21 protein-coding genes and 1 tRNA gene are annotated in these 24590 nt (G+C 65.3%); 13 read left to right on the plus strand and 9 right to left on the minus strand.

Going from position 1 to position 24590, the window contains the following annotated elements; all coding sequences use genetic code 11:
- Window positions 1-84 precede the first annotated feature (84 nt).
- The 3 genes from cgtA to rplU all read right to left on the minus strand — a co-directional run bounded on the left by cgtA (window position 85) and on the right by rplU (window position 1964).
- Complete coding sequence (gene cgtA, locus HNO53_RS18395) at window positions 85-1278, minus strand: Obg family GTPase CgtA (protein ID WP_209474147.1); 1194 nt, start codon at window positions 1276-1278, stop codon at window positions 85-87.
- An 84-nt stretch (window positions 1279-1362) separates the two neighbouring features.
- Entirely contained in the window at window positions 1363-1620 is a 258-nt protein-coding gene (gene rpmA / locus HNO53_RS18400) for a 50S ribosomal protein L27 (protein ID WP_111413374.1), read from the minus strand.
- A gap of 32 nt (window positions 1621-1652) precedes the next feature.
- Window positions 1653-1964 (minus strand): 50S ribosomal protein L21, encoded by a 312-nt coding sequence (gene rplU / locus HNO53_RS18405; RefSeq protein ID WP_209474149.1) that lies wholly within the window; start codon window positions 1962-1964, stop codon window positions 1653-1655.
- Window positions 1965-2257: 293 nt separating this feature from the next.
- Here rplU and ispB point away from each other — a divergent pair, with 293 nt between their 5' ends.
- The 6 genes from ispB to HNO53_RS18435 all read left to right on the plus strand — a co-directional run bounded on the left by ispB (window position 2258) and on the right by HNO53_RS18435 (window position 9197).
- Window positions 2258-3265, plus strand: a complete 1008-nt coding sequence (ispB, locus tag HNO53_RS18410) for an octaprenyl diphosphate synthase (protein ID WP_209474151.1) — start codon at window positions 2258-2260, stop codon at window positions 3263-3265.
- Window positions 3266-3384: 119 nt separating this feature from the next.
- Window positions 3385-3461 (plus strand) — tRNA-Pro (locus tag HNO53_RS18415).
- A gap of 240 nt (window positions 3462-3701) precedes the next feature.
- Window positions 3702-4937: a porin gene (locus tag HNO53_RS18420; protein WP_209474153.1), complete on the plus strand. Its 1236-nt coding sequence runs from the start codon at window positions 3702-3704 to the stop codon at window positions 4935-4937.
- A gap of 10 nt (window positions 4938-4947) precedes the next feature.
- Window positions 4948-5373: a type 2 periplasmic-binding domain-containing protein gene (locus HNO53_RS18425; RefSeq protein WP_209474155.1), complete on the plus strand. Its 426-nt coding sequence runs from the start codon at window positions 4948-4950 to the stop codon at window positions 5371-5373.
- Window positions 5366-7681: a putative bifunctional diguanylate cyclase/phosphodiesterase gene (locus HNO53_RS18430; protein WP_209474157.1), complete on the plus strand. Its 2316-nt coding sequence runs from the start codon at window positions 5366-5368 to the stop codon at window positions 7679-7681. The genes HNO53_RS18425 and HNO53_RS18430 overlap by 8 nt, the downstream gene beginning before the upstream one ends.
- Before the next feature lie 187 nt (window positions 7682-7868).
- Window positions 7869-9197: a GGDEF domain-containing protein gene (locus HNO53_RS18435; protein WP_242597469.1), complete on the plus strand. Its 1329-nt coding sequence runs from the start codon at window positions 7869-7871 to the stop codon at window positions 9195-9197.
- An 11-nt stretch (window positions 9198-9208) separates the two neighbouring features.
- Here the strand turns inward: HNO53_RS18435 and HNO53_RS18440 are convergent, their stop codons facing one another.
- Both HNO53_RS18440 and HNO53_RS18445 read right to left on the minus strand, forming a co-directional pair.
- Window positions 9209-10723, minus strand: a complete 1515-nt coding sequence (locus tag HNO53_RS18440) for a phospholipase D family protein (protein ID WP_242597470.1) — start codon at window positions 10721-10723, stop codon at window positions 9209-9211.
- A 34-nt stretch (window positions 10724-10757) separates the two neighbouring features.
- Window positions 10758-11000 (minus strand): hypothetical protein, encoded by a 243-nt coding sequence (locus HNO53_RS18445; RefSeq protein WP_209474159.1) that lies wholly within the window; start codon window positions 10998-11000, stop codon window positions 10758-10760.
- Between the two features lie 131 nt (window positions 11001-11131).
- Here HNO53_RS18445 and HNO53_RS18450 point away from each other — a divergent pair, with 131 nt between their 5' ends.
- Window positions 11132-11932 (plus strand): TlpA disulfide reductase family protein, encoded by an 801-nt coding sequence (locus tag HNO53_RS18450; RefSeq protein WP_209474161.1) that lies wholly within the window; start codon window positions 11132-11134, stop codon window positions 11930-11932.
- Between the two features lie 150 nt (window positions 11933-12082).
- Window positions 12083-15034, plus strand: a complete 2952-nt coding sequence (gene rapA, locus HNO53_RS18455; RefSeq protein WP_209474163.1) for an RNA polymerase-associated protein RapA — start codon at window positions 12083-12085, stop codon at window positions 15032-15034.
- A gap of 22 nt (window positions 15035-15056) precedes the next feature.
- Here rapA and HNO53_RS18460 read toward each other — a convergent pair whose 3' ends face one another.
- Window positions 15057-15968 (minus strand): TIGR01777 family oxidoreductase, encoded by a 912-nt coding sequence (locus HNO53_RS18460; RefSeq protein WP_209474165.1) that lies wholly within the window; start codon window positions 15966-15968, stop codon window positions 15057-15059.
- A gap of 145 nt (window positions 15969-16113) precedes the next feature.
- On the opposite strand from HNO53_RS18460, the gene HNO53_RS18465 reads away from it, so the two are divergent.
- From HNO53_RS18465 to phrB, 3 genes are all read left to right on the plus strand, one after another.
- The gene (locus tag HNO53_RS18465) at window positions 16114-16494 is read left to right on the plus strand and encodes a sirohydrochlorin chelatase (RefSeq protein WP_209474167.1); all 381 of its coding nucleotides are present in this window, start codon (window positions 16114-16116) and stop codon (window positions 16492-16494) included.
- A gap of 120 nt (window positions 16495-16614) precedes the next feature.
- Window positions 16615-17529: a MerR family transcriptional regulator gene (locus HNO53_RS18470; RefSeq protein WP_209474169.1), complete on the plus strand. Its 915-nt coding sequence runs from the start codon at window positions 16615-16617 to the stop codon at window positions 17527-17529.
- Between the two features lie 22 nt (window positions 17530-17551).
- The gene (phrB, locus tag HNO53_RS18475) at window positions 17552-18973 is read left to right on the plus strand and encodes a deoxyribodipyrimidine photo-lyase (protein ID WP_209474171.1); all 1422 of its coding nucleotides are present in this window, start codon (window positions 17552-17554) and stop codon (window positions 18971-18973) included.
- A gap of 41 nt (window positions 18974-19014) precedes the next feature.
- On the opposite strand, the gene HNO53_RS18480 is transcribed toward phrB, so the two are convergent.
- Window positions 19015-20877, minus strand: a complete 1863-nt coding sequence (locus tag HNO53_RS18480) for a putative bifunctional diguanylate cyclase/phosphodiesterase (protein ID WP_209474173.1) — start codon at window positions 20875-20877, stop codon at window positions 19015-19017.
- 246 nt (window positions 20878-21123) lie between these two features.
- Here HNO53_RS18480 and fabA point away from each other — a divergent pair, with 246 nt between their 5' ends.
- On the plus strand, window positions 21124-21639 hold the full coding sequence (gene fabA, locus HNO53_RS18485; protein ID WP_209474175.1) for a 3-hydroxyacyl-[acyl-carrier-protein] dehydratase FabA: 516 nt from the start codon (window positions 21124-21126) through the stop codon (window positions 21637-21639).
- A 14-nt stretch (window positions 21640-21653) separates the two neighbouring features.
- Entirely contained in the window at window positions 21654-22871 is a 1218-nt protein-coding gene (gene fabB / locus HNO53_RS18490; protein WP_209474177.1) for a beta-ketoacyl-ACP synthase I, read from the plus strand.
- A gap of 68 nt (window positions 22872-22939) precedes the next feature.
- Here fabB and HNO53_RS18495 read toward each other — a convergent pair whose 3' ends face one another.
- Both HNO53_RS18495 and HNO53_RS18500 read right to left on the minus strand, forming a co-directional pair.
- Entirely contained in the window at window positions 22940-23698 is a 759-nt protein-coding gene (locus HNO53_RS18495) for a lysophospholipid acyltransferase family protein (RefSeq protein WP_209474179.1), read from the minus strand.
- Window positions 23695-24588 (minus strand): sugar nucleotide-binding protein, encoded by an 894-nt coding sequence (locus HNO53_RS18500; RefSeq protein ID WP_209474181.1) that lies wholly within the window; start codon window positions 24586-24588, stop codon window positions 23695-23697. The genes HNO53_RS18495 and HNO53_RS18500 overlap by 4 nt, the downstream gene beginning before the upstream one ends.
- Window positions 24589-24590: the final 2 nt, after the last annotated feature.

Below are 24590 nucleotides of genomic sequence, written 5' to 3' on the forward strand. Positions count from 1 at the left end.
CGAAGAAACGGAGTTTACAAGCTGTAAATGAGTATTCTAAGTCAATTTTTAACGCCGTATGGCCGAGCGCAGCCAGTTGTTATCTCAAGGAGCGTATTCGACCTCGACGTCATAGTCATCATCGTCGAAATCATCGTCATCTTCGTCCTGATCGCTGCGCTTGCGCCGACGACCCAGGCGCGCTTCGGTGCGCGCCACCGCCTCGGCCTCCATGCGTTCGCGCATCTCATGCTCGCGCTCGGCGGCCTCCTCGTCCTCGTTTTCCAACCGGCGCTGCTCGGTCAGCCAGCGGTGCGCCGCCTGCACCAGGTCATCGGTGCCCTCGCCGCTGATCGCCGAAATGCGATAGACCGGCCCCTCCCAGGCAAGGCCTTCGACGATGGCGGCGACTCGCGCTTCACGCTCCTCCTCCGGCACCAGATCGAGCTTGTTGAGCACCAGCCAGCGCGGGCGCTCGGCCAGGGTCGGCGAGAACTGCTCGAGCTCATGGGCGATGGCACGCGCGACCTCGACCGGGTCCGACTCGTCGAACGGCGCCACATCGACCACGTGGAACAGCAAACGGGTACGCGTCAGGTGCTTGAGGAAGCGCAGGCCCAGGCCGGCTCCGTCCGATGCGCCCTCGATCAGGCCTGGCACGTCGGCCATCACGAAGTGCTCATGCATGCCCAGCTTCACCACTCCGAGGTTGGGCACCAGCGTGGTGAACGGATAGTCGGCCACCTTGGGCTTGGCCGCGGACACCGAGCGGATCAGGGTCGACTTACCGGCATTGGGCATACCCAGCAGGCCGACGTCGGCCATCACCTTCATCTCCAGGCGCAGGCTGCGCCGCTCGCCGTCGGTACCGGGCGTGGTCTTGCGCGGCGCGCGGTTGGTCGATGACTTGAAGTGAATATTGCCGAGCCCGCGGCGACCGCCCTGGGCCACCAGCACCTGCTGGCCGATCTCGGTGATGTCGGCGATCACTTCGAGGGTGTCCTCGTCGATCACCGTGGTACCCACCGGCACCTTGACCACCAGATCGCTGCCGGCCCGGCCACTCATCTGACGCCCCTGGCCGGGGCGACCGCTCTCGGCCTGGTAGAAGCGCTGGTACTTGAAATCGATCAGGGTGTTGAGGGCGTCATCGCCGACCAAGTAGACGCTGCCGCCATGCCCGCCGTCGCCGCCATCGGGACCACCCTTGGGCACGTACTTCTCACGGCGGAAACTCAGGCAACCGTTACCACCCCTGCCGGCCTCCACGATGATCGAGGCTTCGTCGACGAACTGCATTGTGACTCTCCCGACGGATGCTACCGTCATGATACAAGAAGGCCCCGCCTGAGCGGGGCCTTCCTACTACCGGTTCGGGCGTTCTCAGGCAGAGACGACGCTGACGAACTTGCGGTTCTTCGGACCCTTGGTCTCGAACTTGATCACGCCGTCGCTCAGGGCGAACAGGGTGTGGTCGCGGCCGACACCGACGCCGGTACCGGCGTGGAAGCGGGTGCCACGCTGGCGCACGATGATGTTGCCGGCGGTGACGGCCTGGCCGCCATACAGCTTGACACCAAGGCGTTTGGATTCTGAATCGCGGCCGTTACGGGTAGAGCCGGCTGCCTTCTTATGAGCCATTGCAAAGTCCTCGCTCGTTAAGGGGAAGCCGCTTAGGCGGAAATCCCGGTGATCTTGACTTCAGTGAACCACTGACGGTGGCCCTGACGCTTCATGTGGTGCTTGCGACGACGGAACTTGATGATGCGGATCTTCTCGCCACGCCCGTGAGAGACGATCTCGGCAGCCACCTTGGCACCTTCGACCAGCGGAGCGCCAACGGTCACGTCATCGCCATCGGCCACCAGCAGCACCTGGTCGAACTCGACGGTTTCGCCGGTCGGAATCTCGAGCTTCTCAAGCTTGAGCGTCTGGCCTTCCTGAACGCGGTACTGCTTGCCACCGCTCTTGATTACTGCGTACATGTGCGTATCTCTCCAGAACTCATCGGGGTTGGCTCTTCATCGGCCTGCTTCGAGTGGCGCCCCTTTCGGCAGCCATCTGACAGGGAGCGTGATGAGTGGGCCGCGCATTATAACCGCGGCCCGCGTAGCGTTCAAGCCGCCGCCGCCCTTACCTTCACTCCGACGCCGCGCCATATCAAGGCACACCGCGGCACCGCTTGACGCCCCACTGGGGGGGCCATAGCATGACCCGCAACTCTAGGCCCACCGCCACTCTCCGGCATTCGGGCCCAACAGCCCGATGATATCGCCCCATGCCTGCCAACGCTTCAACCAGCTCGACCGACAGCAACGCCTCCGCCTCGTCGCTCCATGCGGCAGTTGCCGACGATTTCGCCGCGGTCAACCGCACCATCATGGAACAGCTGGCCTCGCGCGTGCCGCTGGTGGAAACCATCGGCCAATACATCATTGCCAGCGGCGGCAAGCGTCTGCGCCCACTGCTGGTCCTGCTCGCGGCCCGCGCACTGGGCTATCAGGGCGACAAGCACATCTCGCTGGCCACACTGATCGAGTTCATGCACACCTCGACGCTGCTGCACGACGACGTGGTCGACGAATCCCACATGCGCCGCGGACGCGCCACCGCAAACGACGCCTGGGGCAACGCCCCCTCGGTTCTGGTGGGCGACTACCTCTATTCGCGCTCCTTCCAGATGATGGTGGAAATCGGCTCGCTCAGGATCATGGACGTGCTCTCCAGCGCCACCTGCGTGATTGCCGAGGGCGAGGTGCAGCAGCTGACCAACGTGGGCAACCCCGACATCGACGAGGCGGTCTACTTCGAGACCATCCAGGGCAAGACCGCCATGCTGTTCGAAGCCGCCACCCACAGCGGCGCCATCCTGGCCGGGGCCGAACCGCAGCAGGAAGCGGCGCTACGGTACTACGGTCGCTATCTGGGCCTGGCGTTCCAGCTCGTCGACGACCTGCTCGACTACCAGGGCGACGCCGAGGCCATGGGCAAGAACGTGGGTGACGACTTGGCCGAGGGCAAGCCCACCCTGCCGCTGATCCAGGCAATGGCCGCCGGCACCCCCGACCAGGCCAAGACGATCCGCCAAGCCATTCGCCAGGGCGGACTCGACCAGTTGGACGAAGTGCTCGCTATCGTGCGCGACACCGGCGCACTGGACTATACCCGCGCACGCGCCGAGGAGATGTCGGCCAAGGCGCTGGAGCAGCTGGATCTACTCCCCCCCAGCCGCTATCGCGACAGCCTGGCCGAACTGGCCAAGCTCGCCGTGGAACGCCAGAACTGAACGTCGCACCGGCGCCGTCGCGGGGCTTGCAAGGACGAGGGTTTTGCGTATAATGCCCATCCGTCGGCACCAGCGGCGCCGGCATCGAGCGGTCCTCCGAGACGGCTCGTGTGCAGCAACGGAGTATAGCTCAGCTTGGTAGAGCGCTGCCTTCGGGAGGCAGAGGTCGTAGGTTCGAATCCTGCTACTCCGACCAAAGAATTCAGCAAAACCGCCACTTACGGATCATACCGGGTGGCGGTTTTTCGTTGCCAGGACAGGCGTAAGTCTGACGCCAGCTCACGCTCCTAACCTCAAGTCTTTCGATCTCCTGCCGATAGTCGTCTGGAACGCAGAGACACACATCTCCTGCCCGTAAGGTCGATCATTAGGCCCGCCTTTCCGCTACCTCTAGAGGGGCGGCCATACACCATCGCCCACGCCTGTGGACCTTCTAATGCAGAGAAAGCCAGTTCTTATCGCCTTCATCTTGCTGATGCTGACTTGCGGGCTTCCCCTTGCAGCACAAGCGAACACTCCCTCGCTGTCCTTGAATGGCTTCGGCACGCTTGGCGTGGTGCATTCCGACGAGGACCAGGCGGATTTCGTTTCGAGCATGCTAATGCCCAGGGGGGCTGGCCATACCAGTGACTGGAGCGCCGAGGTCGACAGCCGACTGGGCCTGCAGCTTACCGCCAACCTTACGCCCCGCCTCTCGAGCGTGGTGCAGATCGTCACCGAGCAGCAGTACGATGGCCAGTTCAGGCCGGCAATAGAGTGGGCCAACATCAATTTCGATGTGACGCCCGAGCTTAGCCTGAGAGTCGGCCGCGTCATCCTTCCGGTCTTCATGAATTCGGAGTATCGCAAGGTAGGCTATGCGACGCCCTGGGTGCGCCCGCCATTGGAAGTCTATCGCACCATACCGGTTTCCAGCATTGATGGCCTGGACGTCAGCTACCGCTCCCGTATCGCAAGCGCCACCAGCACGCTTCGGGCCACCTATGGGCAAAGTGATACCACCTTTCCCTATATCGACAATACAGGGAATCGAGCCACGGCCGAGGCACGCGCCCGGGAAGGGCTGACAATCAGCAATGTCGTGGAGCAGGGCAATCTCAGCGTCTTTGCTGCCTACAGCCATTACCGCCTGAGCATTGAAGACTTCAACCCGCTATTCGATGTGTTCCGAATGTTTGGCCCTGAAGGCGATGCCATTGCCGATCGCTACAATGTCGATGACAAGTCATTTGAAGTGATCAGCCTGGGTGCTCGCTACGATCCCGGCAACTGGTTCGTGATGGGCGAATGGGCCCAGACCAGCAGCCGCACTTTTCTGGCGGATAACCGCGGCTGGTACATTTCCGGCGGCTACCGTTTGGGCGCCTTCACGCCCTATCTGACATATGCCAATCAGCGCATTCACAGCCAGACGTCCACTCCAGGCCTTTCACAGCCCGGCAGCGAAGCACTGGATGCGATGCTCAACTCTCTGCTTCAGGGGCAACCACAGCAGAAGAGCATCTCGCTCGGCTTGCGCTGGGACTTCAGCAGCAGCATGGCCATCAAGGCCCAGTTCGACCACATGAATCATGAGGGGGGATCACGCGGCTACCTGGTCAACTCACAGCCAGGCTTCGATCCCGGCGGTTCGGTCAACTTGTTCAGCCTTGCGCTCGACTTCGTGTTCTGAGGAGACAAGGATGCCTTCACGACTCAAGCGAACTGGCTGTGGCCTACTATTTTCACTGGCATCGAGCATGGCCTGGGCCGAGGTGGTGGTGGTGGTTTCTGCACACAATCCGCTCGTCACGCTTACCCGAAGCGAACTGGCCGACATCTACCTGGGCCGTACCAGCCGCTTTCCCAATGGTCAGCCAGCCACGCCATTGGACCAAGGCGAGAGCTCTCCGATCTACGCAACCTTCTACCGCGAATATCTAGGCCAGACGCCCACTCAGGTCAAGATGCACTGGTCGCGCCTGATATTCACCGGACGCGGCCAGCCACCGCGCAGCCTGGCAGGCGACCGCGCCATGGTCGACTTTGTGGCGGCGCATGCCGACGCCATCGGTTACCTGGACGACGTCCACATCGACGAGCGTCTGCGGGTGGTGACCATTGACTGAGCCAACGCCACACCCACCGGCGGCGGACGCCTCCCGGCGGCACTGGCTGCACCAGCTCGTCGAGCCCGGCGTACTGTTCCCGGGTCTGGCGCTGCTGACGCTGACCGCCATCTGGTTGGTGACGCTCGATCTCGTCGAACGGGAGTACACGGCCGCCGAGCAACGGGCCGCGGCGTTGACGGCCGACCTGGCCGAAACCTATGAGGCCCAGGTCGTGCGAGCACTGCGCGAGATCGACACCACGCTCAAGCTGGTACGCTACAGTCTCGACGAACGCCCTCCACAGCGCGTTCTTGATGAGCTGGGCCAGCAAGGCATGCTCCCGCCCACCTTGCTGTTCGAGGTTCGCATCAGCGATGCCGCAGGCAACGTCATCGCCAGCACGCACCCCTCCTCGGCGCCGCAGAGCGTCATCACCGCTGCCGAAGGAGAGGGCATGCAGGTGGCGTTGCCGCGGCAGCAGGCGAGCGGAGCGGACAGTCAGCTTGCCTTCAGCCGGCGCCTGACGACAGCCGATGAGCCCGCCCCGGCAGTCGTCTCGGTACTGGTGAGCGCGGCGCATTTCGTCAGCGGCTACGAGCTGGATACGCTGGGCGTGCAGGGGGTGCTGGCCGTGGCGGGCGAGGAAGACACATTCCTGGTGCGCCGCACTGGCGACACCATCCACACCGGCGAGCCGGTCGACTACGCCAACCTCGTGAATGGCAGTGGCGCACTCGGTGATCCTGCCCAGCTCAGGGTGAACGAGTGGGACGACGTGCACCGCTACCTCGTGGCCAGAGCCTTGTTCGAGTTTCCGGTCGCCATCGTCGTTGGACTCTCCCGGAGCGAGCAGATGGCCGCTGCCTCCGCCCTGCAGCGTGACTACTACTGGCGCGCCCTGCTGGTCACGCTCGCCTTTCTCGTCGTGCTGACGATGCTCGGCCGTCTCAGCTGGAAGCTTCGCCGGGCACAGGCCAGCGTGCTCGAAGAGCGTCTGGACCACGCCCGCCGCGCCGAATACCTGGCCTTTCATGACAACCTGACGGAACTGCCGAACCGGGCATACTTCAGCCGCCTGCTGACGCACGGCATGCAGCATGCCCGACGCTACGACAAGCACCTGGCGCTGCTGTTTCTCGATCTCGACCGGTTCAAGGCGATCAACGACTCCCTCGGCCACGATGCGGGCGATGAGCTGTTGCAAGAAGTCAGTCGCCGACTCGGGCGCGCGGTGCGAGAAAGCGATACGGTCGCCCGCCTCGGCGGCGATGAGTTCGTCGTCCTGCTTCCTGAAATTCATGATCAGGAGCAGGTTCATCAGGTGGCCAACAAGATCCTCGCCGCGATCAGCGCTCCCTTCACCCTGGCCGGCCAGGAGTTTCGCATCACGGTGAGCATCGGCATCGCCCTGTATCCCGCGGACGGGGAAGATGAGCAAACCCTGATGAAGCACGCCGACGTGGCCATGTACCACGCCAAGGAAGAGGGAAAGAACAATGCCCAGTTCTACTCCGAACAGCTCAAGTCCGACTCCTTGGAGCGCCTGGCACTCGAGTCGAGCCTGCGCAAGGCGCTGGAGCGTCGGGAATTCCGGCTTTACTACCAGTCGAAGCTCGACATGGCGACCGGCCGCGTCATCGGCATGGAGGCCCTACTGCGCTGGCAACATCCGGAGCTCGGCCTGATCCTGCCCAAGCAGTTCATCCCGTTGGCCGAAGAGAATGGCCTGATCATCCCCATCGGCCGCTGGGTCATCCATACCGCCTGCCGACAGAATATCGCCTGGCAGCAGGCCGGCTTCCCGGCGCTGAGCATGGCAGTCAACCTATCGGCTCGACAGTTCCTCGATGACGGCCTGCCGGGAGATATCAAGAGCGCGCTGCAGGCCACCGGGATGCCTCCGCAACTGCTCGAGGTGGAAATCACCGAGAGCATGATGATGGTGGACATGCCAAGAGCGGTGCGCGTGCTGCAGGAGCTACGGACCATCGGCGTGCGCATCGCCATCGACGATTTCGGCACCGGCTATTCGTCGCTCTCCAAGCTGCAGGCCCTGCCTCTCGACACCATCAAGATCGACGGCTCATTCATTCACGACCTCCTCGACAATGCCGGGGATAGGAGCCTGACCGAGGCCATCATCGATCTCGGCAAGCGACTGGGCCTGACGGTCGTGGCCGAGGGCGTGGAGTCGGCGGAACAGATAGCCTACCTGCGTCGCCATGCCTGCGATCAGGTCCAAGGCTTCTACATGCACGAACCGCAGCCGGCAGACGAAGCGGCGATCTCGCTGCAGCGCAGGATCGACAATGTTTTCCTGTGTTGACGCTGGCGCAGCCTCGGCCGGAACGCCGCCCCTCCTTTAGCCTGATACCGCCAACTTTGGCGTGAACGTGCCGAGAAAAGACGCTATGCTGCGCGGTCGGATCGCCATAGACACTTTTATGGCCCGCATACAAGCATATCCAAAAGAGACTTGCCCCAGAACAAGTCCCACTCGTAGGGAGGCGCTCGTGACGATCAGCGAGCTCGAGACTGCGCATGGTAGCGCCGGCGTCGCCGCGGCCATGGCTGGCCCCCACAGCAGCAGTGACATCGACACGCTGCGAGCCAAGTTCTATCAACTCTACATCGCCGTGGAACAGAGCCCGGCCGCCACCGCCATCACCGATACCGAAGGACGCATCGAGTATGTCAACCGCCGCTTCCTCGAGGTAACCGGCTACTCGCGTGAAGAGCTGATCGGCAAGACGCCGGCCATGATTCGCTCGGGGTTGACGCCCGACATCGTCTATCGGGACCTGTGGCAGACCCTGCGCAGCGGCCAGGTATGGCGCGGCGAGCTGCAGAACCGCAAGAAGAGCGGCGAACTCTACTGGGAAGCCGAGACCATCACGCCGGTACGCGACGATTCAGGGCAGATCGTGCGCTTCGTGGCGGTCAAGGAGGACATCACCGAGCGCAAGCGCCAGGAAGAGGAGCTGCGGCTGCTCGCCAGCGTGTTCCAGACCGGTCAGGCGACCCTGATCACCGACCCCGAGATGCGCATCGAGCGGGTCAACCAGGCCTTTACCGACATCACCGGCTACCTGCCGGAAGAGGTCATTGGCCACACGCCACGCCTGTTCAAGTCGGGTCGGCACGACAAGGCCTTCTATGCCCAGCTATGGCAAGAGGTGCTCGAGACCGGCCACTGGCAGGGCGAGATCTGGAACCGCAACAAATACGGCGAGATCTATCCGCTGTGGCAATCGATCACGGCCGTGTCCGACGAGGCGGGAAAGGTACGCCACTACATCGCCGTCTTCCACAACATCGCCGAACGCAAGCGCCTCGAGGAGGAGCTGGAGCAGCAGGCCACCCGCGACCATCTGACCGGCGCGCACAACCGTCGTGCCTTCGACACCGCCATGCGCAAGGCGATTCGCCAAGCCGAACGCAGCGACAACACTTTCTCGCTTCTGCTGTTCGATATCGACCGGTTCAAGTCGGTCAATGACCAGCACGGCCACGAGACTGGCGATGTTATCCTCAAGCGCCTCGCCACGCTGGTGAGTCAGACCCTGCGCAGCACCGATCTGCTGGCGCGCTGGGGCGGCGAGGAGTTTGCCGTCCTGCTTCAGGATACTTCCGCCAGCGGGGCCTCAACGTTTGCCGAGCGCCTGCGCCAGCAGGTGGCCGAGACCCGCCTGCATGGGCTGGCCGTCACCATCAGTCTGGGCATTGCCGAATACCACCGAGGCGAAAGCCCCGACGAGATGCTGGCGCGTGCCGATGGCGCGCTGTACCGGGCCAAACGGGCGGGGCGCAACCGCGTTGGCGTCGCCGACAGCTCCCCCTGAACCTGGCACCGCTACAGCCATGGCTCCAGCCAGCCGATCCTGCCCAGCCTGGCTCCCAGGCGGCGCCAGAAACCGCCGGGCTCCCGCACGAGCGAAACCGTCTCCCCCTGCTGCATGGTCTGCCAGGTGAGTCGTCCCTGGTCATCCCGCTCGACCCGGTAGCTCAGCGCTGGCGCCTTGCCAGTCTCCACCAGTGCCTGCAGTTCGCCGGCAAGGCCGGAACTGGTGGCGAGCACACCGACCTCGGTATTCCACCACACCGAGCGCGGGTCGGCGTTGGCCGAGCCGACGAACACGCGATCGTCATCGATGGCGAGCGCCTTGATATGCAGGGCGGAGGCTGAGGAGCCCACGCCGAACCCATCATTGTCGGGCTCGCTCTCGGCACGCATCTCGTAGAGCGCAACGCCGCTGTCGAGCAGCGCGCCTCGACGAACCTGATAGGCACCGTGGACTACCGGTACATCGGTCGCTTCGAGCGAGTTGGTGAAGACCTCGACCTCGATGCCGGTCTCGGCCAACCGCTGCAATCGCTGCGTACCCCGCTCGCCGGGCACGAAGTAGGCGGAAACGATCACCAGCCGATCGCTCGGCTCGCCGGCATGCTCGAGCAGGTCGCCAGCCATGGTGCGCGCAAGCTCAGGGCGTCCACGCCAGGCCGGCTTGCCAGGCGGATCCCACAGGGCGACACCCTCCCCCCAGTGCAGTCTTCCTACCAGCGTCTCCTGCTCGGCATCGGCATAGCGGCGGCGAAGGTCGGCGAAGTAGGGCGAGTCGGCGTTGGCCTCGACCCAGTCGTCGAGCGATGCCTTGAGGTCACGCCACGCCTCGTCAGCGGCGGGGTGATAACGCCCTATAGGCTGTGCCAGTCCATGATTCCAATACAGATGGAAGCTGCGCGACAGCGGTTCCACCACCGGCCCCAGAACCAGCAGGTCGAGGTCGGTGAAATTACGCGGCTCGCTGGCGCTGTAGTATTCGTCGCCCAGATTGCGCCCGCCGACGATGGCCAGAGCGCCGTCAGCGATCCATAGCTTGTTGTGCATGCGACGATGCTGGCGTGTCGCCTGTGGCACCGAAGCCAGCACACGACCAATTAGCGTATCGCGACCGATGCCGATCGCGTTGTAGACGCGCACCTGAATGTTGGGATGACTTGCAAGCGCCGCCAGCTGCGCCCCCTGCCCCACCGCGCCCATGTCGTCGATCAACAGGCGCACCTCGACGCCCCTGTCGGCGGCACGCAGCAGGCGGTGCAGCAGCAGGCGGGTCGTCAGCCCGTCGCCCATCAGGTAGGTCTGGATATCGAGTCGCCGGTCGACCTGCTCACTGAGCAACACGCGCAAGCTGAAGGCATCCTGGCCGCTGGAGAGCAGGGTGAAGCCACTCTTGCCGGGGTGCGGCGAGGCGCTCAATCGCGCCCACTGACCCAGCCACGTGGCTTCACTCTCGGCAGGGGCCAACGGGGCGCCATGCTCGCGCGGCACCGGCGCGGCGGCGCAACCCTGCAGTACGAAGCCCAGCACGACGCACAGCGTCAGACACCGGGCTCGTCTAAGCTCAGGGCTCGTCATCGTCGTCCGCCAGCCGGCGAGCCATCTCCTTGCGCGCCTTGTTACGCCGATAGAGTCGCGCCAGCGCCAGGGCCAGCGCAAAGGCGACCATCGCGGCCAGCGTCACCCCCTGCCAGGGTCGGGCAGCCTCGCCACCCAGCACCGTTTCCAGCGTGATGATGAGGATGAAGCCCAACGCCTGACTGCCAATGGCCAAGGCGCGCAGAGGATCGAATGACTTGTGTGCCATGAAGGCTCCCGCCGGGTGACAGTGCTTGCCGTGCGCAGTAGGCTTGCTCTGCTGACGCAGCAACCCATGCAAGTGGATGATTCTACCCGGTCTTGCCGTTTGCGCCGACCCCTCTTCTCGGAGCTGAACCGATGGACGCCTTCGCCCTGGGCCCCGTACTGATATCCGTCCCGCGCCTGTATGCCATTGGCTGTGCCCTGCTCTTGCTGCTCGCAGCCTGGCTGTTGCTGGGGCTCTCCCCCGGGGTCCGCTCGCGCTGGTTCAACGGGCTGGTGCTGGCCTGGCTGGTCGGTGCCCGCCTGGGTCATGTGGCGATGAATCTCGATGCCTACGCCGCCGCCCCGCTGGACGTGCTCAAGCTGTGGCAGCCGGGCTATCACGGCCTGTGGGGACTGCTCGCGGCGCTGATCTGGAGCGGCTGGGCGCTGCGCGACCGGCTGCTGTCGATGATCGGCGCCATGGGCCTGACCGTCGGCGCCTCGGCGCTATGGCTGGTACTGGTCACCCTGGCCCCGTTGGGTGGCGACATGCCGCTGCGCGAGCTGCCCGACATCTCCCTGGAGAATCTCGACGGCGAGCCGGTCAACCTGCAGGACCTGCGTGGTGAACGCGTGGTGGTCAACCTCTGGGCCACCTGGTGCCCGCCCTGTCTGCGCGAGATGCCGCTGCTGGCTGAGGCCGGCGAACGCGAGGACGTCACAGTGGTGGTGATCAACCAGGGCGAGGAACTGCTGCAGGTGGTGCGCTATCTCGACGAACAGGGGCTGGCCTTCCGCTACCCGCTGCTCGACCCCCGCCAGCAGATGATGTCGACCTTCGAGTCGCCGGGACTGCCCACCACCCTCTTGTTCGACCGTGAAGGCCGCGCGGTGGAGCGCCACGTGGGAGAGCTGTCACGGGCGCAGCTGAACGGCTGGCTGGAGCGTCATTGAGCCGAGGGGGCGATCCGTCCTACCATTTCCGGGCGTTCTCCACCAGCCTTAAGCCATGACAAGCTTTGCGTTAGAATCGCCCGCCCTGCTGCTGGCGGAGCTGCCTCTGCCGACAGCATGCGCATCGTTTTCCGCATCGACCGAGGCATCATGAGCGACTTTTCACCCGGCCAGCGCTGGATCAGCGACGGCGAGGCCGATCTGGGCCTGGGCACCATTCTGAGTTGCGATCAGCGTAGCGTCACCGTGCTGTTCGGTGCCAGCCAGGAAACCCGCACCTACAGCAGCCGTCAGGCACCTCTCACCCGAGTCGCCTTCGGCAGCGGCGACCGCATCCAGTCGAGCGAAGGCTGGAGCCTGACCGTCGACGACAGCAAGGAGGTCGACGGTCTGATCGTCTACATCGGCGAGGACGAACAGGGCGAACTGCGCGAACTGCCGGAGGCACGCCTGGCCGATACCATGCAGTTCGACCAGGCTCGCGACCGTCTGCTGACCGGCCAGGTCGACCGCAACGACTGGTTCGACCTGCGCTTCCGTACCCTGCATCACCACCACCGCATCGAACAGAACCCGGCGCTGGGTCTGGCCGGACCGCGCATCGACCTGATTCCTCACCAGCTCTACATTGCCGATGAAGTGGCCCGGCGTCATGCACCACGCGTGCTGCTGGCCGATGAGGTGGGGCTGGGCAAGACCATCGAGGCCGGTCTGATCCTGCATCGCATGCTGCTCACCGGCCGCGCCCAGCGCGCGCTGATCCTGGTCCCGCCGAGCCTGACGCATCAATGGTTGGTGGAGCTGCTGCGTCGCTTCGCCTTGGAAGTGACCCTGCTCGACGAGCAGCAGAGCCTGGCCCAGGCCGAGAGCAACCCCTTCGAGTCCGGCCAGTTGATCCTGGCCAGCCAGGAATGGCTGTTCGCCAATCCGCATCGACAGGAGCAGGCCGCCAGTAGCGACTGGGATCTGCTGATCGTCGATGAAGCGCACCACCTCGACTGGAGTGCCGATCAGGCCGGCCCCGGTTATGCATGCGTCGAGCGCCTCGCGAAGACCGTGCCGGGAGTGCTGCTGCTCACCGCCACCCCCGAGCAAATGGGGCTCGAGAGTCACTTCGCCCGCTTGCGTCTGCTCGACCCGGACCGCTACCACAGCCTCGACGCCTTCCGCGAGGAGGAGCAGCACTATGTGGAAGTGGCCCAGGCCATCGACGCCCTGGAGAACCTTCCCGCAGGCGGCAGCGACGCGCGCGACAGCGTATCAGCAGTAGTCGACGAGCCCGACAGCCTGGCGCTGCTGAAGGTGCTCGCCAACCCCGAGAGCGGCCCCGAGCAACAGGCCAGCGCCCGCGATCAGCTGCGCGAGCAGTTGCTCGACCGGCACGGCACCGGACGGGTGATGTTTCGTAACAGCCGCCGCCACGTGGGCGGCTTTCCCCAACGCCGCCTGCACCTGGCAACACTAACGCTGCCTTCGGCCTACCGCCGCGTGCTGCGCAAGCTCGAGCGCGACGAGGACTATCTCGACGAACTGCTGATCGAGACCGGACTCGACCACCCCGACGTACTGATCTACCCCGATGCCACCTATCGTGCGCTTTCGGACGACCCGCTCAACGCCGAGCCCTGGTGGCAGATCGATCCTAGAGTGAGTTGGCTGCTGGAGCGGCTCGCCGACGACGGGGAGCAGGGTTTCGCCAGCGACAAGGTGCTAGTGATCGCCCATGATCGCGAAACCGCCCAGGGCCTGGCCGAAGCCCTGCGGGTTCTGGGCGGCATCCACGCCCCGGTGTTTCACGAAGGGCTCACGCTGGTCGAGCGCGACCGCGCGGCCGCCGCTTTCGCCGACGAGGAGGAAGGCAGCCAGGTACTGGTATGCTCCGAGATCGGCTCGGAGGGGCGCAACTTCCAGTTCTGCCGTCATCTGGTGATGTTCGACCTGCCGCAGCATCCCGACCAGCTCGAACAACGCATCGGCCGGCTCGATCGTATCGGCCAGCGCCACGCCATCGAGATCCACGTGCCGCTGTTCGAGGCCAGCCCGGGCGAGCGCCTGCTGCGCTGGTTGCGCGAGGGAATGGACGCCTTCGCCTCGCCCCACGGCGTCGGCAATGAGCTGTTCGATGCCTTCGGCGACGCGCTGGCCGAAGCGCTGCTCGACGACGAAGCGCTGGAGGACGTCATCAACGAGACCCGGGCGCTATTCGAGAGCCGCCTGGCCCAGCGCGACGCCGGGCGCAACCGCCTGCTGGAACTCAACGCCTGTCGCCCGGCGCGTGCCGAGGCGGTGGCGGCAGCGATTCGTGAGCTCGACGACGACCCGGCGCTGACGCGCTACCTCGACCAGGCGCTGGATATCTTCGGTGTCGATAGCCAGGAGCTCGGCGGCGGCCTGCTGCACCTGCAGCCCGGCCCGCAGATGCTCGACGGCCTGCCCGGCCTGGCCAAGGGCGAGGAGGGCTTCACCGCCACCCTGTCGCGCGAGCGCGCTCTGGCCCGCGATGACGTGCAGCGTCTCTCCTGGGAGCATCCGTTGCTGCGCGAGATGATGGGGCGCATCCTCGACGGCACCATGGGCAACACCGCCCTAGCGCTGCTCAAGCATCCCGCCATACCCGCCGGGCGACTGATGGCCGAGCTGGTGTTTCGCACTTACTGTCCGGCACCCAAACGCCTGCACGTCAACCGCTTCCTGCCGCCGACCGCGGTGCGCGTGCTGCTCGACGAATCGGGCGCCGTGCTCAGCGACAAGGTCTCCTTCACCGGGCTGTCGAAGAACCTGAAGAAGGTCAAGAAGGCCATGGCCCGCGACCTGATCCGCAGCCGTCACGACCAGTTGCGCGACCTGCTCACCCAGGGCGAGCAGGAGGCCGAACGCGAGCTGCCGAGCATCGTCGAGGGCGCTCAAGTTCGCATGCGTCGGGAGCTTGACGGCGAGCTGGCCCGCCTGGAGGCGCTGGCAAGACTCAACCCGGCGGTGCGCGAGGAAGAGCTCGAGGCGCTACGCCGTGAACGTCGCGAACTGGATGCCGCCATCGATAGCACACGACTGCGGCTGGATGCGGTCAGGGTCATCGTCACGGTGGGAGAAGAGAGCCGCTGACGCCGTGTGCAGAAGGCCGAGATCAGCGCTTCTCGAGGATGTCGGCCAGCGCCTGCTCCAGCGTCGGATACCGAAACGTGAAGCCGGCCTCGAGCAGGCGCGCCGGGCGCATGTCGGCCCCGGTCAACAGCAGGCGTGCCATCTCGCCGAAAGCGGCCTCCAGTACGACCGCCGGTACAGGCATGACGGCAGGGCGGTTGAGCTGCCGGGCCAGCACGCGGGTGAACTCGGCGTTGGTGACCGGATGCGGCGCGCTGCCGTTGAACGGCCCATCGAGGTCGTCGCGCTCGAGCAGGAACAGGATGCTGCGCACCAGATCCTCGCGGTGGATCCACGGCATGTACTGTCGCCCGTCGCCAAAGCGCCCTCCCAGCCCCAGCTTGAATGGCGGCAGCATCTTGGCCAAGCTGCCGCCTCCCGTATCCAGCACCAGGCCGGTACGCAACAACGCCACCCGGGTCCCGAAGTCAGTCGCCTCGAGCGCGGCGTCCTCCCAGCGCTTGCACAGGCGATGGGCGAATTCATCGTGGGGGGGGGTCTGCTCGGTGACCTCCCGGCTTCCCTGATCGCCATAGAATCCCATCGCCGAACCCGACACCATGACATGCGGTGCCTGCCCGCTGGCCTGCTCGAGCTGCTCACAGAGGATCACCAGATCGCGAGTCACGTTGACCCGGGAATCGATCAGCCGGTTTTTCTGCTCGTCGCTCCAGCGCTTGGCGGCGATCGGCTCCCCGGCCAGATTGACGATGGCATGCGGCGGGGAATCGACGAAATCGAGCACCGAGCGTCGCACGTCGGTCCCTTCCGGTAGCTTGCGTCGAGCGGATGCCGGATCGCGGGAAACCACCTGCAGCCGGTGCCCCGCCTCCTTCAGGCGCAGGCACAGGCGCTGGCCAACGAAGCCACTGCCGCCGGTCACCAAGACTCGCATATCAGATTCCCTCCCGCGTCGCAGGCGCCCTCACCCGCTGCGCCTTTCGTTATACAATCGTTGTACATCTCTGCTATGCTGGCGGCAACCGGCCGGTTCAACGGTGCAGCCCGCCGGCCGCTACACTTCGTGTTCGGAGATCGCCATGACCTACAGTCTGATTCTGCTCGCCCATGGCTCCAGCGATCCCGCCTGGCGTGCCCCTTTCGAGCATTTCCACGCATCCTTGGCCACTCGCATGCAGGTCCCGCTCAAGCTAGCCTACATGGAGCTTAGCGAACCCTCGCTGGAAAGCAGCGTGGCCGAGCTCGCTTCGGCAGGCCTTCGGCGCGCCGATATCCTGCCCCTGTTCTTCGCCGCCGGGCGCCATCTGCGCAAGGACGTCCCGGCTCAGGTCGAGGCGCTGAGGTCATCCCATCCCGACATCGAGCTGAGGCTGCTGCCCCCCGTGGGCGAACACCCTGCTTTCATCGATGCCCTGGCCGCCGTGGTCGCGGAGCAGGCAGGGGAGGCCTTGTCGACTTGACCGTGACCTCCATCAGTTGTACACCGCCCGTTTAGCGTACAATATTCCTTGGCAGCGAGCCTCGGCAACAGCCGGGACACCGTTGCCACCAGGCCCAGACAACACAAGAGGCAGGCGAGCATGACCGAGAAGGGGGCCCATCCGGCCGACACACCGCTCTATCCGATCCGCGAGGTGTCACGCCTTACCGGGGTCAACTCGGTTACCCTGCGCGCCTGGGAGCGCCGCTACGGCCTGATCCGCCCCAAGCGCACCCCCAAGGGACATCGCCTCTACGCTCGCGAGGATATCGAGCGGGTCGAGCGCATCCTGCAGTGGCTTAGCCGTGGCGTGCCGGTCAGCCAGGTCAAGGAGCTCATCGACCAGCCGCAACCCATACCGGCGGCCGAGCCGGCCTCCGGCGACTGGCCCAGCCAACGGCGTCAGTTGTTGGCGGCCATCGAGGCTCTCGACCAGGGCCAGATGGAAACGCTCTACGCACAGAGCCTGGCCCTCTATCCCGTGTCAACCTGTCTGGCGGAGCTGTGGCAACCGGTGTTTCGCGAACTCGAGGAGCACTGGGTCGATCAGCTCGGCGCCGCCCTGCAGCGCCGCTGCCTGGAGTCGTTCCTGCGCACCCGTATCGGCATCCGCCTCTACCATGCCAACCACTTGGCCAAGGGCCCCGTACTGCTGATCGCACCGCTGCCCGACGATCCCGGCACCCTGTGGCTGCTGTTGGCGGCACTCGCCGCGAGCGATGCCGGTTACCGGGTACAGTTGATGGATAGCGCACTGCCCTTCGGCGAACTGCCACTGGCGGTTGAACGCCTGCATGCCGCCGCGCTGGTCCTGGTCAGCGGGCGCGCCGAGCGGGCCGACCTGATCCGGCGCCAGCTTCCACGCCTGGCCGAGCAACTCGACGCCCCCCTCGGCTTGTGCGGGCCGGTTGCCCGTATTCGCAGCGGCGATCTGGCCGATAGCCTGGTGGAACTGCTGGGCGACGATCTGCCGCTGGCCATGGCGCGCATGCGACCGTTGATCCTCGAACACTGAGCCCGTCCCCAGGCAGCCGATCATGACCTGCTCCCTGATGTGGTTTCGCAGCGACCTGCGCATTCACGACAATACGGCACTTGCCGCCGCCGCCTGCAACGGTCCGGTCGTGGCCGTGTTCCTGCGCAGCGTCCCTCACTGGCAGCGTCACGGGCATGGCGCCAACAAGCTCGACTTCTGGCAGCGCGGCGTGGCCGCCCTGGCCGACGCCCTGGCCGGCCTCAACATTCCCCTGCTGCATCGCGACATTTCCGCGTTCGGCGAATCGCCTGCCGCGCTGCTGCAGATCGCTCGCGAGGTCGGCGCCGGGGCCGTGCACTTCAATTGCGAGTATCCCCTCGACGAGCAGCGCCGCGATGCGGCCGTGGTCGAGGCCTTTCGGGAAGAGGGTCTGTCTGCAGTCGGCCATCACGACAGCGTGGCCTTCGCCCCGGGCGAGCTGTTGACGGGCAAAGGAGGGTACTACAGCGTCTTCACCCCCTTTTCCCGCGCCTGGCATCGCCAGTTGACGCCAGAACGCCTGGCGTTGCGCGAGACACCCCCTGTGCAGAAGCCGTCCTCCGGTGCTCCCCGTCCCGCTGTCCCACCCCCGACCCGGCTCGCAGACGCGCCGCTTGATGCAAGCCGTTGGCCTGCCGGCGAGGCCGCCGCTGCCGACCGCCTGGAGCGCTTTCTACGCTTTCGCGCGCGCCGCTACGCAAGCCAGCGCGACTTTCCCGCCATCGCCGGCACCAGCGAGCTCTCGCCCTACCTGGCACTCGGCATGATCTCGCACCGCCAGTGCCTGCAAGCCGCGCTGGCCGAGAACGACGGCAGTCTGGCCGAGGGCGATGCCGGCCTCACCGCCTGGGTCAACGAGCTAGTCTGGCGCGAGTTCTACCAGCACGTGGCGACGGGCTTTCCCCAGGTGTGTCGTCACCGCGCCTTCCAGACGCATACCGAGGCGCTTGCCTGGCGCGACGACGAAGCAGGCTTCAAGGCCTGGTGCGAAGGGCGCACAGGCTACCCCATCGTCGACGCCGCCATGCGCCAGTTGGTCCACACCGGCTGGATGCACAATCGGCTGCGTATGATCGCAGCGATGTTCCTGAGCAAGCATCTGCTGATCGACTGGCGGCGCGGAGAAGCGTTCTTCATGCACCACCTGGTGGACGGCGAGTTCTGCGCCAACAACGGCGGCTGGCAGTGGGCCGCCTCCACCGGTACCGATGCGGCACCCTATTTTCGAATCTTCAATCCCACTACCCAGTCCCATCGCTTCGATGCGGATGGCCGTTTCATCGCCGCGCACGTGCCCGAGCTGGCCGCGCTGTCACCACGCGACCGTCATGCACCCAGCGATACCCAGCGAGCCAATGTCGGCTACCCGCCGCCCATCGTCGAGCACAAAGCGGCACGCCTCAGGGCCCTGGATGCCTTCAAGGCCCTGCCGCCGCCCACCTGAGCGCTACATCATGGGCTTGCTCACCGACGATGCGCAGCCTGTCAGGCCGATGGCTCGACGCGCATGACCAGCCCCGATGATTCCGAGGTCAGCGCCTGCCACTGGGCCTCGATCGCTTCGGCGGGCCCCGGACGCGCATAGAGGAAGCCCTGAACCAGCCGACAGCCGGCCTGCTGCAGGAAGTCGAGCTGGCCCTGGGTTTCCACGCCCTCCGCCACCACGTCCAGCCCCAGCCCCCTTGCCATGGCCAGCACGGCGCTGACGATAGCGGCATCGGCGGGGTCGTCGGGCAGTGAGCGGATGAAGGCGCGGTCGAGCTTGAGCTTATCCAGCGGTAGATTCTTGAGGTAGCTGAGCGACGAATAGCCCATGCCGAAGTCATCGATGGCGATACGATGCCCCTTGGCGCGCAGCGCCTCCAACCGAGGCACGATGTCCCCGGCGCGCTCGTCGAGAAGTACCGATTCGGTCAGCTCCAGACCGAGCTGGGCCGGCTCGATGCCGTGCCTCGCCAGCCCTGCCGAGAGCGCCGTCTCCAGCTCCCCCTGAAACATCTGGATCGCCGAGATGTTGATCCACACGGGCAGTTGGGGCAGGCCCAGCTCATGCCATCGCGCCATCTGTGCCAGCGCCTCGTCGATGACCCAGTTGCCGAGCGAGCCCATCAGCCCGTGACGCTCGGCCAGCGGGATGAAATCGGCCGGCGATACCATGCCATGCTCGGGATGCCGCCAACGCAGCAGCGCTTCCATGCCGACCACGGCGCCATCCATGATGCGATGCTGGGTCTGGTAGTGCAGCTCGAGCTGATCGCCGTTGGCCAAGGCGTCGCGCAGGCCATAGACCAGCGCCATGTGCGGCGAGTTCTGTACGTCGAGTGCCGGGCGGAAGCGCTGGCTGACGTTACGCCCGTGCCGTTTGGCCGAGTAGAGTGCCGACTCCAGGCGCTGGAACAGAACGCCGGAGTCCTTGCCGTCCTCGGGGGCGCGGCAGCTACCGATGGAGAGCCCCAGGCGCAACGTCTTGCTGCCCAGCTCGAAGGGCTCGCCCAGGTACTGGCGCAGTCCGGCAACCCAGTGGTCATGATCGTCGAAGGTGGTGGTACGGATGACCAGAAATTCGTCGCCGCCCAGGCGTCCCACCACGCCGCCGGCCACATGGCGGGCCAGTCGCTGGCCGAAGCGCGCCAGCAGCCGGTCGCCCTGCTCCACCCCGAGACTGTCGTTGACCGACTTGAAGCCGTCGATGTCGATGATCGCCATGTCGAGGCTCTCTCCGGCGCGCAGATGACGCAATCGCGAGGTCATCAGATCGTGCAGGCGGCGGCGATTGGGCAACCCGGTGAGAGGATCCTCGAAGCCGATGCGCCGCAGGTCCTGCTCACGCGCCTTGTGCACCGAGATATCGGTGAAGGTGCCGACGTAGTGGGTGATGTGTCCGCGTGCGTTGGCGACCGCCTTGACCCGCAGCCATTCGGGGAACTCGTCGCCCTGTTTGCGCCGGTTCCAGATTTCCCCCTCCCAACGGCCCTTGCTGTGCAGGGTCTGCCAGAAGCGTTTGAAGAACGCCGGATCGTGACGTGCCGCGGCCAGGTTGGCCGCATTGAGCCCCCGCACTTCCTCCTCGGTAAAGCCGGTAATCCGGGTAAAGGCCGGGTTGACGGAGAGGATACGGTTCTCGGCATCGGTGATCTGCACGCCCTCCTCGGAGAGCATCAGCGCCTGCTGCATCAGATCGGCGTGCTGTCGATCACGCTTGATCTGGCGCCAGGCGATTGCCAGCCCGGCCACGACGATGAGCACAGCGGCCACCCGCAAGCCAGGACTGGGCAGCCAGATACAGGCCGGCAGCGCCACCATGGCAGCCCAGATCGTGGGGCGGTTCAATGCGAAGGATGGCCGCATGAGAGGTCCCGAGATGACGGATGTAAAAGGAAAGTTGCGCCCATGCTGTGCATCGACCCTACCTAGAGTATCGACACTTGGCGCTGACACTTTAATCGCTGCCGGGCGTTGCGTCATGCCCGGCGTGCAATCGGGGCCCTCGGCCATTAGACTAGGCAGGGCCGCCCGGCGGGTTGGCGCCTGTGCCATCCTGCCTCCGCACCGCACGCGGGAGGGCCCACTACAACTGCGACTCGGAACGACTCAGTGACCAAGCAACACTCTTTCGAACGCGAAGAACTGCTGGCGTGCAGCCGCGGCGAGCTCTTCGGCCCCGGCAACGCCCAACTGCCGGCACCCAACATGCTGATGCTGGACCGCATCACGCGTATCCATGAAGAGGGCGGCCAGTTCAACAAGGGCGAACTGATCGCCGAGCTCGACATTCACCCCGACCTGTGGTTCTTCGACTGCCACTTCCCCGGTGATCCGGTAATGCCCGGCTGCCTGGGGCTCGATGCCATGTGGCAACTGGTGGGCTTCTACCTGGGCTGGCTCGGCCACCCGGGCCGTGGCCGCGCGTTGGGCTGCGGCGAGGTGAAGTTCACTGGCCAGATCCTGCCCGAAGCCAGCAAAGTCACCTATCACATTAATGTCAAGCGCATCATTACCCGGCGTCTGATCCTGGGTATTGCCGATGGCACCGTATCGGTGGATGGCCGCGACATCTATCAGGCCAACGACCTGCGGGTCGGCCTGTTCACCTCTACCGCGAATTTCTGAAACAGGAGGCTCCCATGCGACGAGTGGTAGTCACCGGCCTGGGCATCGTGTCCTGCTTGGGCAACGATGCGCAAACGGTCGTCGAGGCGCTCCGGAGCGGGCGCTCGGGTATTCGCTTCAAGGAGGAGTACGCCGAGCGCGGCTTTCGCAGCCAGGTCGCCGGTACCGTCGACATCGATCTCGACGCGCTGATCGATCGCAAGCTGCGTCGTTTCATGGGCGACGCGGCGGCCTATGCCTATGTGAGCATGGCCCAGGCCATCGAGGATTCCGGCCTGAGCCCCGAGCAGGTGTCGAGCGAACGCACCGGGCTCATCGCCGGCTCCGGCGGCGCCTCCAGTGCCAACCAGGTCGAGGCCGCCGACGTGATGCGCGAGAAGGGCCTGCGTCGGGTCGGTCCCTACCGGGTCACTCGCACCATGGGCAGCACCGTCTCCGCGTGCCTGGCCACACCCTTCAAGATCAAGGGCGTCAACTACTCGATCTCCTCCGCCTGTGCGACGTCCGCGCACTGTATCGGCAATGCCATGGAGCAGATCCAGATGGGTAAGCAGGACATCGTCTTCGCCGGCGGCGGCGAAGAGGAGCATTGGACCCTGTCTTGCCTGTTCGACGCCATGGGTGCCTTGACGACCCAATACAACGACACTCCCGACAAGGCCTCGCGCCCCTACGACAAGGCGCGCGACGGTTTCGTCATTGCTGGCGGCGGCGGCATGCTGGTGCTCGAGGAGCTCGAGCACGCCAAGGCGCGCGGGGCGAAGATCTATGCCGAACTGGTCGGTTACGGCGCCACCTCCGATGGCCACGACATGGTCGCCCCTTCCGGCGAAGGTGCCGTGCGCTGCATGCGTCAGGCCATGGCCACGGTCGACGGCAAGATCGACTATATCAACACCCATGGCACCTCCACCCCGGTGGGCGACGTCGCCGAGCTGAAGGCGATCCGCGAGGTGTTCGGCGACACCACGCCGCCGATGAGCTCCACCAAGTCGCTGACCGGCCACTCGCTGGGCGCCACCGGCGTGCAGGAGACGATCTATTCGCTGCTGATGATGGAGCACGACTTCATCGCCGCCTCGGCCAACGTCGAGGAGCTCGACGACCAGGCTGCCGGCTTCGATATCGTCACTCGCATGCGCGAGGGCGCCAGCCTCGATCGCATCCTCTCCAACAGCTTCGGCTTCGGCGGCACCAATGCCTGCCTGGTACTGCAGCGCTACCGCGACTAGAGCCGCAGCCGCCACGCCAGATGCAAAAGGCGCCCACGGGCGCCTTTTCTGCGTCTGACTAGGTCCGGTCAGCCGTTACCGGCATCCACCGCGGGCTTTGTCGTTAGCGGACGCGGCACTTCGGAGATTTCGGCCAGCCGAGACTCGATCCACGCCTCCACTTCGATCAGCACTTCCTCCGGCGTGCGCCCTGCCGTCTCGATCGGCTCGCCCACCACCACGTTGAGCACCCCCGGGTTTTTCACCCAATGGCGCCCCGGCCAGCGTTCGCCGGCATTGTGTGCTACCGGCAGCACCGGTACACCGGCACGGCAGGCAATGACGGCACCGCTCTTGTTGTAGCGCCGTCGCTGGCCCGGATCCACCCGGGTGCCCTCGGGAAAGATCAATACCGACAGCCCTTCCTGCAGCCGCACCACGCCTTGCGTCAGCACCTGCTTCATCGCCCGCGCCGGCTTCGAACGGTCCAGGGCAATGGGGTGCAACAGCCTGAGTCCCCAGCCGAACACCGGAATACGTAGCAGCTCCTGCTTGAGCACCGTGCATACCGGCGGCTTGAGGATCTGCAGGAAGATGGTTTCCCATTCGCACTGGTGGTTCGCCAGGATCACGCAGGGGCCCTGCGGCAGGTGCTCCCTGCCACTCACCCGGTAGGTCACCCCGCAGGTCCAGCAAAACCAGGCAGTAATGAAATGGTTGTAGAGATTGAGCAGGCGATAACGTGCCGGCAAGGCGAGCAGGGGCGCGACGGGAAGCAACAGTGCGCCGAAGACGAAGATGGCAAGGAAATAGCCGACATAGAACAGCAGGCTGCGCAACACATTCATGACGGAGTGCGGCCCTCTTCATCGAGCAGGGTGGCACGGCGCGCCTGGCACCACTCATCGAGCAGGCGACCTACCTCCAGCCGCCACGGCTTCTGATGCACCCCGAAAGCCTCGAGCACGCGCCGGCAGTTGAGCACCCGTCGCAGCGGCTGGTCATGATGATGCTTGAGCGCCTTGACCTCGCCCAGCGTCACCTGCTCACCCAGTCCCTCCAGGCGAGTCGAGAGCTGGGTGCGCACCATGGAGGTGAACGTGTAGGCGCTGACCGGCTCCGTTCCCGCCAGATGGTAGGCCCCCCAGGCACTGGAACCGCATGCGAGCTGGTGCAACATCCCGACCAGCGCCATGGCCACGGCATCGGCCGAGGTAGGGCAGAAAATCACGTCCTGGGCGGCGCGGACCTCCTCGCCGGTCACCAGGCTGTCTATCACGCCACTGAGCCAGGCGTGCCCACCCTCCAGGGCGAACAGAGGCCCCAGCCGCACGATCAAGTGCCGCGGGTGGCTTTGGCGGATACGGTCGCCGATGGCGATCAGCCGCCTGAGGCTCTCGTCCCGTGGTGCGGGTATCACGTGCTCGTCGATGGGTGTCTCGAAGCCATCCTGATAGAGCTGATCGGAAACGCACCACACCAACGGCGTACCGGTCTCGCGGCACGCCGCCAGGCAGGCATCGACCCCCTTGCCGTGGGCCACCACGGCGGCGGGCTCGATCTCCATGGGTGCCGAAAGTGGCGGCACGATTACCGCCATCGGTTCCAGCTCGCGCAGTCTCGCCGCATCGATATGCAAGCCGGACTCGATGACGAGCTCGGTATCGCTACGCCGATGCACCAATCTGGCCAGCGCCAGGTTGAGGCAATGACCGGCATCCAGTATCAACAGCTTCACGC

The organism is Billgrantia antri (assembly GCF_017868935.1).
Lineage (GTDB): Bacteria > Pseudomonadota > Gammaproteobacteria > Pseudomonadales > Halomonadaceae > Halomonas > Halomonas antri.

What these genes read in the sequence shown, in the direction of transcription:
- cgtA (WP_209474147.1), bottom strand. Translation starts at nt 1,278, where the DNA reads ATGCAGTTCGTCGACGAAGCCTCGATCATCGTGGAGGCCGGCAGGGGT.
- rpmA (WP_111413374.1), bottom strand. Translation starts at nt 1,620, where the DNA reads ATGGCTCATAAGAAGGCAGCCGGCTCTACCCGTAACGGCCGCGATTCA.
- rplU (WP_209474149.1), bottom strand. Translation starts at nt 1,964, where the DNA reads ATGTACGCAGTAATCAAGAGCGGTGGCAAGCAGTACCGCGTTCAGGAA.
- ispB (WP_209474151.1), top strand. Translation starts at nt 2,258, where the DNA reads ATGCCTGCCAACGCTTCAACCAGCTCGACCGACAGCAACGCCTCCGCC.
- HNO53_RS18420 (WP_209474153.1), top strand. Translation starts at nt 3,702, where the DNA reads ATGCAGAGAAAGCCAGTTCTTATCGCCTTCATCTTGCTGATGCTGACT.
- HNO53_RS18425 (WP_209474155.1), top strand. Translation starts at nt 4,948, where the DNA reads ATGCCTTCACGACTCAAGCGAACTGGCTGTGGCCTACTATTTTCACTG.
- HNO53_RS18445 (WP_209474159.1), bottom strand. Translation starts at nt 11,000, where the DNA reads ATGGCACACAAGTCATTCGATCCTCTGCGCGCCTTGGCCATTGGCAGT.
- HNO53_RS18450 (WP_209474161.1), top strand. Translation starts at nt 11,132, where the DNA reads ATGGACGCCTTCGCCCTGGGCCCCGTACTGATATCCGTCCCGCGCCTG.
- rapA (WP_209474163.1), top strand. Translation starts at nt 12,083, where the DNA reads ATGAGCGACTTTTCACCCGGCCAGCGCTGGATCAGCGACGGCGAGGCC.
- HNO53_RS18460 (WP_209474165.1), bottom strand. Translation starts at nt 15,968, where the DNA reads ATGCGAGTCTTGGTGACCGGCGGCAGTGGCTTCGTTGGCCAGCGCCTG.
- HNO53_RS18465 (WP_209474167.1), top strand. Translation starts at nt 16,114, where the DNA reads ATGACCTACAGTCTGATTCTGCTCGCCCATGGCTCCAGCGATCCCGCC.
- HNO53_RS18470 (WP_209474169.1), top strand. Translation starts at nt 16,615, where the DNA reads ATGACCGAGAAGGGGGCCCATCCGGCCGACACACCGCTCTATCCGATC.
- phrB (WP_209474171.1), top strand. Translation starts at nt 17,552, where the DNA reads ATGACCTGCTCCCTGATGTGGTTTCGCAGCGACCTGCGCATTCACGAC.
- HNO53_RS18480 (WP_209474173.1), bottom strand. Translation starts at nt 20,877, where the DNA reads ATGCGGCCATCCTTCGCATTGAACCGCCCCACGATCTGGGCTGCCATG.
- fabB (WP_209474177.1), top strand. Translation starts at nt 21,654, where the DNA reads ATGCGACGAGTGGTAGTCACCGGCCTGGGCATCGTGTCCTGCTTGGGC.
- HNO53_RS18495 (WP_209474179.1), bottom strand. Translation starts at nt 23,698, where the DNA reads ATGAATGTGTTGCGCAGCCTGCTGTTCTATGTCGGCTATTTCCTTGCC.